We start from the raw sequence: 12,712 nt of genomic DNA on the forward strand, positions 1-12,712 counted from the left end.
GTGTGATATCAAAACTATGCCTCTAATTAAAGTTCAAACTTCCATTGATGCTCCTGAATCAGCAGCGGTTGATGGGTTGCTGAAAAACCTGTCAGGAAAACTAGCCGAGCATGTGGGTAAACCAGAAGCTTATGTGATGACAGCGTTTGAGCCTGGTGTGGCCATGACTTTTGCTGGTAGCTTTGACCCAGTTTGCTATGTGGAAATTAAAAATATTGGCACCATGAAGCCCACTCAAACTAAGGCGATGAGTCAGGATTTTTGCAAGACGATTAATGAGACCTTGGGTGTAGCACTCAACCGAATTTATATTGAATTTGCTGATGCCCAGAGACATATGTGGGGGTGGAATGGGTCAACGTTTGGTTAGAGGTTAGGGAGTAGGGAGTAGGGAGTAGGGAGTAGGGAGTAGGGAGTAGGGAACAGGGAACAGGGAACAGGGAACAGGGAACAGGGAACAAGTGGTGTGGTTTCCACCATGAGCGATTGCATCAAGACAATACAATAGTTCTCAAAGATACCAAGATTTTCGCCAACTATTTTATCCCTTTCGCCTCTCTCCACACTCTTGGCCGCTCAGCTCACTTTAAAGTCAGAAATAGTCTCAATCCATACCCGTGCTCCACAGTGTAGGGGATTATCCGGGCGATACATGACCCGACAAGGGCCATTGACTTCGACGGTATGACCGTAAGTGTTTTTAGAGCCTCGTTTGACAGTAATCACCGGATTGCGTTCGCCGGTGTTGTGATTTTGGCGAATCACTTTCTGGTTAACGTGGATCACAGCTTTAGTGTAATTTGTACGCTTTGACCAATTCCGCTTCGGTCCGCGAGTGCCAGGGGTAACCACTGGCATGCCATCAAATAAGGGAATCACCCAAGTTCTACCGACCTTATAAGCTCCTTTGACTCTGCCCTTGCTCAACAGGAAACGGACGCGAGTGGCAGAGATACCTAGTAATTCAGCGGCTTGTGCGGTAGAAATCATCATGGCGGTAAAACCGTTGTGTTTACGATATTGTTATCGTAACACGATTTTTTAAAAGATGCAAGTAGTAGGTGGTATGAGTGGTTAACGTGGGGAGTTAGAAAAACTATTGCATTAACGCTAGGTGTGATTTGGGTTATATAGGTGTTAGAAAAACTATTGCATTATCACAAGTCCTTGGGTGGTGCGTTACGGGGCGGCTTCAGGGGCGAAGAAGTTCAACATCAAACCAAGCCCGCTCCTAACACACCCTACGCAAGGATCACAAGTTTTTGGGTGGTGCGTTACGGGGCGGCTTCAGGGGCGAAGAAGTTGAACATCAAACCAAGCCCGCCCCTAACACACCCTACGCAATATCTCCCCCCCCGATTCCCGATTCCCGATTCCCGATTCCCTACTCCCTATTCCCTATTCCCTGTTCCCTGTTCCCTCAATAAAAAAAATTCGGTCAAGTCCTGGTTAATTCCAATGCTTGACCGAATCATTTCTTGTAATAGTCAATAGCCCTAGGGTTCTTGACTATGTGTTCACCAAATCAACAACATACCAACTTAGGTTTGATACTTTAGACTTCGTACTTTCTGCTGAGTTTTGACCTGTCGCCAGGGATTGGAATCCCTGGCAAGTTCCTATCTTAATCTACCAACAGATATCGACTCAATATACTGATAACCTCTCCAGAATTTCCAGTAGGTTGAGGAGTGCTCCACTCATGAACTTGGGCGTAGCCACGGCTATAAAGATTATAGATTGTGACCCGGACGGTTTTGGGAGAACCGATCAATATATGTTTGATTTGCTCCCGTCCTGGCTGGGCTTGGCCAGATAATTCAGGGAAATTAGGATTGTTGGGATTATACTCAAAGTTTGGAAGAAAGTTTTCGATGTCCATAATGTTTTTTGTTGTTTGTTTTGGCAACATTTTTATGTTAATAAAAAAATATTCATTTTGTCAAGTATTTTTCAGATTTTTTTTTGAATATTTTTTTGCTGTGGGGGGGTATTAATAAAAATTATTAGATTATTTTTATTGCTTTTTTAGTTGAAGTTAGTAGTAGCGATCGCGTTTTTTTTTGAGAGGGTTTTGGGAGGGTATATTTGAAAGCGATCGCGTAGCGGCTCTTTGCTGAGCATATCATATTTTATCCTAGATTTAATGGCTTTCTATAGCATTTTATAGCTCGATCCCCCCCAGCCCCCCGTGTACATTGGGGGGAGTCAGTCAAGTCCTGTTTATCAAAAGTTTAATTCCGGAAAGTCCCCCTTGTTAAGGGGGATTTAGGGGGATCGAAACCCAGGAGTTAAGGGTTAGATTGATGAATTAGGGGTTAGGTATTAGAGTTGGGGAGTGCGATCCTATAGTTTATAAATAGTTCCATGGCTTTATATAGCATTTTATAGCTCGATCCCCCCCAGCCCCCCGTGTACATTGGGGGGAGTCAGTCAAGTCCTGTTTATCAAAAGTTTAATTCCGGAAAGTCCCCCTTTTTAAGAATGCGATCGCGTAGCGGCTCTTTCAGAGCATCGTGTAGCGTGACATGTAGGTAAATCGCATTTTTTATTAAAATTATCATGACTTTATATAGCATTTTGTAGCTCGATCCCCCCCAGCCCCCCGTGTACATTGGGGGGAGTCAGTCAAGTCCTGTTTATCAAAAGTTTAATTCCGGAAAGTCCCCCTTGTTAAGGGGGATTTAGGGGGATCGAAACCTAGGGGTTAAGGGTTAGATTGATGAATTAGGGGTTAGGTATTAGAGTTGGGGAGTGCGATCGCCTAGCGTGACATGCAGGTCAATCGCGTAGCGGCGAAGAGCATCGCGTTTTTTTTTCGTGATGATAAATTAGTTAAGTGTAGCGTTGATAATGGTAAAAAAATACACAGTTTTTTACCTATTGCTTGCTCCCTGCTCCCTACTCCCTACTCCCTACTCCCAATAATAAAATTACTTACCCAATTTAAACATGCTATACTATAATAAATAGTATCTAAACTCAACCATTGTGTGAGGTAGTCGTGGCGTTGGACTTACTGAGCGAAATCTATAGTTCCTTTGAACCTTTTCGGCCTGCCCTTAAAGAGGTTTATGTTGACTGTCAAGACGTTCGTGGTGATTGGGAAGTTATTCGAGAGTTAGGACTTAAAATTAGGCGCTCTAAGCAGCCAACATGCCAGCTCTACACTGGGCACCGAGGAGTCGGTAAATCTACTGAACTTTTACGGCTAAAAGACTATTTAGAAGAACAGAAGTATTTTGTGGTTTACTTTGCCGCAGATGACGAAGATATTGAACCCCAAGATGCTGATTATGCAGATATTCTCTTGGCTTGCACTCGCCACTTGGTAGAAGAAATTAAGGTGAAAGAGCATAATCCATTACTAAATTGGATGAAAGATCGTTGGGCATCCTTACAGGATATTGCCCTGACCGAGGTGGCGTTTGATGGGTTAAGTTTAGAAGGACAAATCTCACAGTTTGCCAAGATTACTACTAACCTTAGGGCCACACCAGATAAACGGCGTGAACTCCGCCAAAAAGTCAACGCCAATACTCCGTCTCTAGTAAAAGCTCTCAACGACTTTATCAAGGAAGCTCAAAACTCCTTGTCTGCTGACAGTCAAGGAATTGTCCTGATTGTTGACAACCTTGATCGCATGGGAGAAACCCAAGAAATAGGGAAACCAAGTAACTATGATGAAATTTATCTGAATCACAGTGAAATGTTAGGAAATTTGGCTTGTCATGTAATTTATACTGTGCCAATAAAGATGGTGTACTCAGGACGGGCAACTCAGCTCGAAAATAATTACGATAAACCTGATGTATTGCCCATGATCATGATCCGCAATCCAGACGGAACAGAAAATAAACTAGGGCTAGACAAAATGAGAGAATTGATCTGTCGTCGAATTGCCCTGATCGAACCCAACTTGCTTCAAACCCTAGAGGGGAAAGTAGACGGGCTAGATTTTCCGCCGGTATTTGATAACGGTCAGACTTTGAAGAATCTTTGTCTAATGAGTGGTGGACATGTCCGAAACTTGATGCAATTAATCCAGAAAGCGATTGACTGGACAGATGAACTACCGATTACTGGAAAAGCAGCAAAGCGAGCGATTGAAGAAACACGAGAGACCTATCAGAAGACTGTACAGGAGAGTGAATGGGAAACTTTAGCGCGAGCATGTCATCTCAAGCAGGCATATAATGATGATGCTCACTTAGATTTGTTGTTTAAGCGCTGTCTCTTGGAATACCACTATCATGATCAAAACAAGAACCTACATATTTGGCGTAACGTTCATCCACTAATCGCAGGGATTCCAAGATTTCAAAATGAACTTGCTAAGGTAAGAGCTTTATGAGTCTTGCTAAGTCATCTAACGATACTCCTCCCTCTCGGGAAGAGATTTACCAAGCCTTTTTGCGATCGCTGAGGCGACGGAGGGGATTTGGGATTGTGTTCATGCAATGTCCTCCAGCAGAGGCTAAGGGGATCATTGGGCGAGTGCATCAGGATTTACCCCAGAAGCAAATATCAACCTTAACATTAACCGAGCCCATTGATAATCTTTATGATCGTGTTGAAAAGATTCTAGACCGCGATCAATTGAGTATTCTTTTCATTCAAGGTCTCGAAAAATCTTTAGAAGCTTATATCAAGCCAGGATATGGCGGAGACGGGGATTACTACAATCTTGATACTGTCCCTAGCATCTTGAGCCACTTAAACCAACGGCGAGAGCTATTTAGAGATCATTTCAAAACTCTTTGCTTCGTTTTTGTGTTGCCAGCGTTTGCTATTAAATACTTTATTCGCCGTGCTCCTGATTTCTTTGATTGGAGCGCAGGTGTTTTTAAGTTTTCTGTTGATATAGGAGCTAACGGTTTCTCTGAAAATGTAATCCAACCAGGGCAAGACAAAATTAAGGTTGGTAGTGGTAGAACTGCTGAGAGAGGGATTGACTATTTTAAACAGGCTTTACAAAGGCAACGAGAAATCGGCGATCGCAAGGGTGAGGCAGATTCTTTAAGTAGCTTGGGTAATGCTTATCGATCCTTAGGCCAATATCGAGAAGCGATTGACTATCTTCGACAGGGTTTACAAATTCAACATGAAATTGGTGACCGCTACGGAGAATTAGCTTCTTTAAGTAGTTTGGGTGGAGCCTTATATTGCCTCAAGCAGTATGAGCGCTCCATAGCTTCTTATGATAAAGCAATCAAAATTTCCCAAGAATTGGAACTTGATAAAGCTGCTTTATTGAGTCAGATGCTGATTAATCGAGGTAATGCTTTAAAGAGCATAGGGCGGTTAGAGGCATCAATCAAGAGTTACGAGCAAGCCATTGAAATTGAACCAAACTCAGCTCAAGCTTTAGTTCAGTGCGGCGATGCTCTAAATCAGTTGGGACTATGAATTGCTATTACAATTAAACTCATTAAACCTGAGCACATCTTAATTATGGATCCCTTATCACTTTTGGCTGGTTTTGAAATACCCAAAATAGTGTCACCTTTGTTAGGTAGTGCTGGGGCAGCAGTGGGTAAGCATATAGCTCAATCCCTGACTAAAACTGATGTCGAAAAAGCTATCAAAGCTGGAGTAGAAGCGGTTGATCAATGGGACGAACAACTCGATAGTCAACAGCGCTTATTTTTTCACGCTTCCCCGGATGGCTGGAATGGAGTTAATAATTTTTTGCGCAAATATTTTACTAATCCAGCGGTTTTGACGGAATTACAGAAACCCTTATTTAATCAAGGGAAGCCAGACTGTAATTTTTTAGTCAGGCTATTTCAACAGCAAGCTGAAGCCAACAACATTAAGCTAAATCCAGAAGGAAGTTTACAGTATTGGATCGAGACCTTTGTTAATGCTTATTTTCAGCATACTGCTACTTATCTCAAGTTTCAGGTAGCCAAACAGGATTATTGTCAACAGTTAGCCAAATGGTTTGATGATGTAAAATTTGCTGGCATTGCTGTGCCTGGGCAAGAAGTAGAAAAATCGGAGAAGTTAGCCCAGATTTTTGTAATGCCCGATGTTGTGGAAGAGGTGGCAACTGCTAGGGATTTGGAATTGGAGCGGTTAGCAGAGGCAAGTGGTGAAAAACGAGACAGGGCGCTGTTGGAAAAGACAACTCCTAGGAAATTTTTGGCTGATCAGTTGTTAAGTCAAAATCAGTCAAGACGAGTAGTGATATTGGGTGCGCCAGGCTCCGGTAAAACAACCTTGATGAGTTATTTTGCGGTAATGTTGGCTCAGAGCAAGGCTGAGGTTTTGGGATTAGATGATGATACCGACTGGCTACCGATTTTAATTAGGATACGAGACTTGGCCAGACATCCAGATAAAAGCCTGATCGACTATGGCCAGATGTTTGCTGAAAAAACCATGGCCGTCAACACATTACCAGAGGGATTTTTTGACCATTGGTTGTCTGATGGTAGAGCCTTAATATTGCTGGATGGTTTGGATGAAGTAGCAGAAGACGCTAAACGGTATGATGTGGTCAGGCGCATCAATAATTTTTTAGGACAGTTTGACAGAAATCGCGCTATTATTACATCTAGACCGGCTGGTTATCGACGGGACTTTTTCCGTACTGAGGACTTTCCCCACTATCAAATTGAACCCTTTGATGACCAGAAAATTTCGACCTTTATTGATAACTGGTATAACAGTCGGTTTCAAGACCAAGCAGAAGCGGAAAGGCGAAAGCAGACGTTACGAAAGGCTCTAGATGATAATGACCGGATTAAGCTATTGTCACGAAATCCGTTATTGTTGACAATTATTGCCTTGATTCATCGGTATCAAGCCGTATTGCCCAAGGAGCGCCATAAGCTTTATGACAAGGCAGTGGAGACCTTGTTAACCTCTTGGGATGCTAATAAAGAGTTAAGTAGTGATAAGTGGTTGACCTATTTGGGTTTGGATGATTTACGCCGGTTGATGGAATTGCTGGCTTATTGGATTCATACCCAGGGAAATATTGAAGATAACGACAGTGGCACGTTGATAGACCGGGATGATTTGATTGATCAGTTGAAGCAGCAGATTAAAACCATGAAGGAGGTGAAACTTCATGAGGCGGAGCAAGAGGCGAAGCGATTTGTGGAATTGATTCGCGATCGCACTGGTTTATTGAATGAGCAAGGGCAAGATTGTTATGCTTTTGTCCATAAGACTTTTCAGGAATATTTGTGTGCGGAAGATATTGACTATCAGGCGGATAATGAGGGGGATTTCGATATTGTTTTGGATCCGATTCGGGAGCATTTGCATGACTCCCACTGGCGCGAAGTGTTACTATTGCTGATAGCACAACAAAGACCGAAGAAGGCGGCGAGGGCGATTAAGGCTGTTTTGAATAAAAATAGTGAGTATGAGCAGTGGTTACATCGGGATTTATTGTTTGCTGGTAATTGTTTGGCGGAAAATCCAAAGAATTTGCGGGTTGCTGATCGTGAGTTAGTGCAAGAAATTTTAGAGCGGTTAGTTGAGTTGGAGGTGAGTGGTGACGAACGGGTTTGCCAGAGGGTTCGCAAGCAGGTTTTTCAGATAATTTGCAGTTTGTCTGAAACGGATTTTCAAGCACCGGTATTGGAATTGTTGAAAGAGCGATCTGATTTAATTGATGAGAAACGATTGCTGGAGTATCGAGCTGAGTTAGAGGAAAAAGATCAGGTAATTGACATATGGATAGAACGACTAAAGGATAATGACTCTGATGTGCGTAGTAATGCAGCTAGAGCCTTGGGGAAATTGGGCAAGGGCTCAGACACGTTAGTCAACGCCCTACTAGCACTGCTTGAGCATCATAACTCTGATGTGCGTACAACGGCAGCCTATGCCTTGGGTGAATTGGGCAACAGCTCAGACACGTTAGTCAACGGCCTACTAGCACTGCTTGAGGATAATCACTCTGTTGTGCGTAGAACGGCAGCCTATGCCTTGCTTCAATTGGGCAACAGCTCAGACACCCCAGTCAACGCCCTACTAGAACTACTAAAGGATAATGACTCTCATGTGCGTATGACCGCAGCCTGTACCTTGCTTAAATTTGGCAACAGCTCAGACACCCCAGTCAACGCCCTACTAGAACTACTAAAGGATAATGACTCTAATGTGCGTATAATCGCAGCCTGTGTCTTGCTTCAATTGGGCAACAGCTCAGACATCCCAGTCAACGCCCTACTAGAACTACTAAAGGATAATGACTCTCATGTGTGTTGGATGGTAGTTAATACCTTGGTTCTATTGGGCAACAGACATCTCCAAAAATTAATCTCAAACCCTTGGAATCCCTGGGTCAAAACCGAGTTTCTGGAGATGTCTAACAGCTCAGAAACCGTAGTCAAGGCTCTACTAGCACGGCTTGAGGATAATCACTCTGTTGTGCGTTGGAGCGCAGTCTATGTCTTGGTTAAATTGGGCAACAGCTCAGACACTTTAGTCAACGCCCTGTTAGCAATGCTTGAGGATAATCACTCTGGTGTGCGTAGTAGGGCAGCCGAAGCCTTGGGTGAATTGGGCAACAGCTCAGACACTGTAGTCAAGGCCCTACTAGCAAGGCTTGAGGATAATCGCTCTGATGTGCGTAGTAGTGTAGCCTATGCCTTGGTTGAATTGGGCAACAGCTCAGACACTTTAGTCAACGCCCTGTTAGCAATGCTTGAGGATAATCACTCTGGTGTGCGTAGAACGGCAGCCGAAGTCTTGGGTGAATTGGGCAACAGCTCAGACACTGTAGTCAAGGCCCTACTAGCAAGGCTTGAGGATAATCACTCTGATGTGCGTAGAACGGCAGCCAATACCTTGGTTAAATTGGGCAACAGCTCAGACACCCTAGTCAAGGCTCTACTAGAACTACTAAAGGATAATGACTCTTTTTCTTTTGTGCCTAGTATTGCAGCTTATGCCTTGGGTGAATTGGGCAACAGCTCAGATACGGTAGTCAAGGCTCTACTAGAACTACTAAAGGATAATGACTCTGATGTGCGTAGTAGTGCAGCCTATGCCTTGGGGAAATTGGGCAACAGCTCAGATACGGTAGTCAAGGCTCTACTAGAACTACTAAAGGATAATGACTCTGATGTGCGTAGTAGTGCAGCCTATGCCTTGGGGAAATTGGGCAACAGCTCAGAAACCGTAGTCAACTTTCTACTAGCACGGCTTGAGGATAATGACTTTAATGTGCCTATGAGAGCAGCCAATGCCTTGGGTAAATTGGGCAAAACATCCAATCATGTTATCCCCACTGTGATTAAATGGATTGAACAACACCAGGATTCCGACTATGTGGGCAGAGGTATTGATGTGCTGTGGGATTTGGTTGTAGGAAGGGAATAGGGAGCAGGGAGCAGGGACCAGGGAGCAGGTAAAGAGAGGGTTTTGCGATCGCTTCAATGGTAGACTAGAAGCTCGATTGGTTTTTGCGATCGCTTCGATTGTAGACTAGACACAGGATTGGGTTTTGCGATCGGCGAAGCCGCGCCAAAGGCGATTAGCCCGAAGGGCTACGCTACGCGATCGCATGCCATCAAGAGTTCATCAAGACCAACTCCATCCTCAAGGTATTTTGTTACTGTAGACTGAGGAAACTAGTTGTAAATCAGCCGTCCATGAGCTACGTCGAAAAAATCAACCATATACTCAAACCGGCTACATCTGGCAGTCCTTTAGTAGTCGATCTATTTGCTGGATGTGGTGGTTTATCCCTTGGTTTCGAGGCACAGGGTTTCGAGACTCACGGTTTGGAAATGGACACTAATTGCTGTGCAACTTATCAAAAAAACTTAAGAGGTAAATGTAGTAAAGTTGTCCTAACTCCAGAAACCGAATTACCTGCTGCACCTGTGTTGATTGGTGGGCCACCCTGTCAACCGTTTAGTGTAGGAGGAAAACAAAAAGGTTTAAAAGACTCACGAGACGGTTTTCCTACGTTTATCAGTGCTGTCAAGAGGCTTCGTCCTGATATTTGGCTATTTGAAAATGTCCGTGGTCTTCTTTATCGAAACAAGTGGTATTTAGATGAAATTCTTCAAGCACTTCAGTCCTTAGGTTATGTGATTGAAGTTAAGTTATTAAATGCCGTTAACTTTGGTGTTCCTCAAAACCGTGAGCGTCTGATTGTAATTGGTCATCAAGGAAAATTTGAGTTTCCGCAGTTGCTAGACAGAAAAATAAGTGCGGGAGAAGCTTTAGGAGAAATGGCATTTCAAGCTCCTCCTGAGTCTAAGTTTCTCACACCTAGTATGGATAAGTATGTGGCCAAATATGAAAAAGCATCATCTTGTAAACGTCCCCGTGACCTACATCTAGATAAACCAGCACGAACGTTAACCTGTAGAAACTTGGCAGGTGCAACGGGTGATATGCACCGGATTAAACTACCTGATGGTAGGCGGAGGCGCTTACTGTTAAGAGAAGCAGCGCGTCTGCAAAGTTTTCCTGATTGGTTTGAATTTGTTGGTACAGAAACTAGTTGCTTTAATCAAGTTGGTAATGCCGTTTCCCCTTTATTCGCCTTCCATATTGCTGGCATGGTTCGTAATTATTTACTCTCAAATCAACGATTATCCTCTGATGAAATAGCACAGCACAATATTCCCATCCAGCTATCCTTACCATTTCCCCTGTGCGTCTCTTAGAGCTAAAAAAGCTAACAGAGCACTGTACAGTAGATAGTATTTTTGTCACTGCTTTTCTTGACCGTAATACCTTCCGCCAGTTTGCTCCAGACATTGCTTGGGAAACAGAAGTCTGGATTGCTGATGCACCTGATCATTTAACGAAACTCGCGGAATTCCCCATCCCTGGGACGGGTGGGGATGGATAGCGAGACGAAAACTTACGACGATTCATGTTATAATAAAGTTGGTTGATAACCCGCCTGACTGTCTAAAAGGCTACCTAAGAGAAGAAATAGGTATACAAAGTACTAGCAGAGCTCAGGGTTTGAAGTTACCGTAAGTAGAGTGGAGCCTTAATCAAACAGTTTTAACCCTTTTATGCATAGCCGACCAACCATAAAGGCTCCACTCTACTAAGGTTTCGTCTCCGGGAAGAGACTTGCCCCGGCTGGTTGGCCATAGATGCCGTAATTCCAAGGTAAGTCTGTCGCCAAGCTATACATCTGCGGGAGGCGGATGTCTGCCTGTGGACGCTGAGTAAGACCAATTCTAGCAGGCGCGGGCCTCCTAGGCCGGGGAACCCGGCCTGGGGTCGCGCCTCTGGTTGAGGCATCGGCGGATGAAGCGGGAAACCCGAAAGACGAATAAGACCGTCCCTGAATTGACCTGAGGTTGCGAGGGATTGCTCGCAACCTCAGCGATCGCGTAGCGTGACCAAAGGTCAAGCAGGTTGGGGTACTTCACTTCATTTTGATGGTGATAAATTCTTAGGTCCATACTCTGGAATTGATTGACCTTGCACTCAGCACTTTGGAACTCAGCACTGACCTAGTAGACTAGACACAGGATTGGGTTTTGCGATCGCATTCCAAGGGTTTGGATCCCCCTAAATCCCCCTTAACAAGGCGGACTTTATGCCATCTCATCTAGGTAAGCATTCAGCTATCAGCCATCAGCCGTCAGCTAATCAACGGTCGGTAGTAAACCAGCTGGCGGGTTCTGGTACGGCTGGTTGAAAATCCCTGTTCGTTTTACTGTACCGACCCCGTGCAGTTAAAGCGCCTGTTAGCACCTCAAGTAGCCTGGCGTAGCGCATTAGCTAATAGCTGATAGCTGATAGCTGACGGCTGAATGCTTACTCATCTAGAAATAGAGCGAGTATTACAATAGTTCCGGTAGCCTCTAATATAATCGTTAACCACATCAATCGCTTCAGGGCGCATGTTGCGTTGACGGGGAAAGTCCTTTAATACCGAAAAAACATTTTGGTAAACCGCACACCAATTCCCAATCCCTGCCCGTAATGACTTTTGTGCCCGAACCAGGCTACGGATGAAAGCAATAGAGAAATCCTCAGGATCTTTCACAACTGCTGCATCTAATAATAATAGAGCATTAGCCTGCTGAACCTGCCCCAGACTCCTGCCCCATCTAGAGCGATTGGCTGCTGCAACAGTATCGCCCAAAGTAGGGTCATCCATCGCTAGTAAATACCCTAGCGCTAGTGCTTCGGCTGCTGTTAACATCTCAAGGGTAATGGCTGATGGCTGCTGACTACGGCTGCGAGCAATATACTCAAGATACTGATTAGCCCTCTGGCTTGGCTCAACAGAAAACCCAAGTTGGTTGATAATCGCTGCTCGCACATCATGGGTAATATCAGGATTGCTTAGGTTTCGGAAAACCTTATCATCAAGTCCATAAACCGAGGCATATGTAATCAGATCAACATCTTTATATGCCTTAGCAAAAGGAGTACTAGTTAAGGGGCTATCCGCCAACGCTACCGGAGCAGCTGTCACAATACAACATACCACAACAGGTGTCAGTAATGGTGTAATTTTCATTATAGCACTTTTGAATTGGATCAGGTATTTTTGTTTTGGGTTTTAGGGAGTAGGGAGTAGGGATTAGGGAGTAGGGATTAGGGAGTAGGGATTAGGATTTTTTGATTTTTTATGGTGGGCCAAAACAGTTTAATTATTGGGATTATTATAAATAATATTACTTTTTATACCTTACTTTAATTACCATTTATCATAACACCAAAAAATATTATGATATCTTGAATTGACTACTGT

Annotated in this window: 12 protein-coding genes; 8 read left to right on the forward strand and 4 right to left on the reverse strand. The window is 44.0% G+C overall.

The window, feature by feature from the left end; all coding sequences use genetic code 11:
• Positions 1 to 16 precede the first annotated feature (16 nt).
• Positions 17 to 370, forward strand: coding sequence for a phenylpyruvate tautomerase MIF-related protein (locus tag F6K53_RS11690; RefSeq protein WP_293071403.1), 354 nt, complete (start codon positions 17 to 19; stop codon positions 368 to 370).
• Here the strand turns inward: F6K53_RS11690 and F6K53_RS11695 are convergent.
• Together F6K53_RS11695 and F6K53_RS11700 are read right to left on the reverse strand one after the other, a co-directional pair.
• Positions 367 to 564, reverse strand: a complete 198-nt coding sequence (locus tag F6K53_RS11695; RefSeq protein ID WP_293044803.1) for a hypothetical protein — start codon at positions 562 to 564, stop codon at positions 367 to 369. The genes F6K53_RS11690 and F6K53_RS11695 overlap by 4 nt on opposite strands.
• Positions 565 to 576: 12 nt before the next feature.
• Complete coding sequence (locus F6K53_RS11700; RefSeq protein WP_070394850.1) at positions 577 to 993, reverse strand: helix-turn-helix domain-containing protein; 417 nt, start codon at positions 991 to 993, stop codon at positions 577 to 579.
• A 141-nt stretch (positions 994 to 1,134) separates the two neighbouring features.
• On the opposite strand from F6K53_RS11700, the gene F6K53_RS11705 reads away from it, so the two are divergent.
• A complete protein-coding gene (locus F6K53_RS11705) occupies positions 1,135 to 1,494 on the forward strand; it encodes a hypothetical protein (RefSeq protein WP_293080796.1) in 360 nt (119 codons plus the stop codon).
• A 130-nt stretch (positions 1,495 to 1,624) separates the two neighbouring features.
• Here F6K53_RS11705 and F6K53_RS11710 read toward each other — a convergent pair whose 3' ends face one another.
• On the reverse strand, positions 1,625 to 1,882 hold the full coding sequence (locus F6K53_RS11710) for a hypothetical protein (RefSeq protein WP_293071405.1): 258 nt from the start codon (positions 1,880 to 1,882) through the stop codon (positions 1,625 to 1,627).
• Positions 1,883 to 2,774: 892 nt separating this feature from the next.
• On the opposite strand from F6K53_RS11710, the gene F6K53_RS11715 reads away from it, so the two are divergent.
• The 6 genes from F6K53_RS11715 to F6K53_RS11740 all read left to right on the forward strand — a co-directional run bounded on the left by F6K53_RS11715 (position 2,775) and on the right by F6K53_RS11740 (position 10,837).
• A complete protein-coding gene (locus tag F6K53_RS11715) occupies positions 2,775 to 2,966 on the forward strand; it encodes a hypothetical protein (RefSeq protein WP_293071406.1) in 192 nt (63 codons plus the stop codon).
• 38 nt (positions 2,967 to 3,004) lie between these two features.
• On the forward strand, positions 3,005 to 4,354 hold the full coding sequence (locus F6K53_RS11720; protein ID WP_293071407.1) for an ATP-binding protein: 1,350 nt from the start codon (positions 3,005 to 3,007) through the stop codon (positions 4,352 to 4,354).
• Entirely contained in the window at positions 4,351 to 5,409 is a 1,059-nt protein-coding gene (locus tag F6K53_RS11725) for a tetratricopeptide repeat protein (protein WP_293071408.1), read from the forward strand. Before F6K53_RS11720 ends, F6K53_RS11725 begins: the two co-directional genes overlap by 4 nt.
• Before the next feature lie 90 nt (positions 5,410 to 5,499).
• Positions 5,500 to 9,348 (forward strand): HEAT repeat domain-containing protein, encoded by a 3,849-nt coding sequence (locus F6K53_RS11730; RefSeq protein ID WP_293071409.1) that lies wholly within the window; start codon positions 5,500 to 5,502, stop codon positions 9,346 to 9,348.
• Between the two features lie 272 nt (positions 9,349 to 9,620).
• Complete coding sequence (locus F6K53_RS11735; RefSeq protein ID WP_293071410.1) at positions 9,621 to 10,649, forward strand: DNA cytosine methyltransferase; 1,029 nt, start codon at positions 9,621 to 9,623, stop codon at positions 10,647 to 10,649.
• Complete coding sequence (locus F6K53_RS11740) at positions 10,637 to 10,837, forward strand: BsuBI/PstI family type II restriction endonuclease (RefSeq protein ID WP_293071411.1); 201 nt, start codon at positions 10,637 to 10,639, stop codon at positions 10,835 to 10,837. Before F6K53_RS11735 ends, F6K53_RS11740 begins: the two co-directional genes overlap by 13 nt.
• A gap of 933 nt (positions 10,838 to 11,770) precedes the next feature.
• On the opposite strand, the gene F6K53_RS11745 is transcribed toward F6K53_RS11740, so the two are convergent.
• Positions 11,771 to 12,478 carry a hypothetical protein gene (locus tag F6K53_RS11745; protein ID WP_293045325.1) on the reverse strand — a complete coding sequence of 236 codons (708 nt, stop codon included), beginning with the start codon at positions 12,476 to 12,478 and terminating at the stop codon, positions 11,771 to 11,773.
• Positions 12,479 to 12,712 lie beyond the last annotated feature (234 nt).

Origin of the sequence: Moorena sp. SIO4A1, from assembly GCF_010672065.1 — a bacterium.
Lineage (GTDB): Bacteria > Cyanobacteriota > Cyanobacteriia > Cyanobacteriales > Coleofasciculaceae > Moorena.

Excerpts from the sequence above, each read along its gene's own strand:
- F6K53_RS11715 (WP_293071406.1), top strand. The coding sequence starts at position 2,775 with ATGCAGGTCAATCGCGTAGCGGCGAAGAGCATCGCGTTTTTTTTTCGT.
- F6K53_RS11735 (WP_293071410.1), top strand. The coding sequence starts at position 9,621 with ATGAGCTACGTCGAAAAAATCAACCATATACTCAAACCGGCTACATCT.
- F6K53_RS11710 (WP_293071405.1), bottom strand. The coding sequence starts at position 1,882 with ATGGACATCGAAAACTTTCTTCCAAACTTTGAGTATAATCCCAACAAT.
- F6K53_RS11745 (WP_293045325.1), bottom strand. The coding sequence starts at position 12,478 with ATGAAAATTACACCATTACTGACACCTGTTGTGGTATGTTGTATTGTG.
- F6K53_RS11700 (WP_070394850.1), bottom strand. The coding sequence starts at position 993 with ATGATGATTTCTACCGCACAAGCCGCTGAATTACTAGGTATCTCTGCC.
- F6K53_RS11725 (WP_293071408.1), top strand. The coding sequence starts at position 4,351 with ATGAGTCTTGCTAAGTCATCTAACGATACTCCTCCCTCTCGGGAAGAG.
- F6K53_RS11690 (WP_293071403.1), top strand. The coding sequence starts at position 17 with ATGCCTCTAATTAAAGTTCAAACTTCCATTGATGCTCCTGAATCAGCA.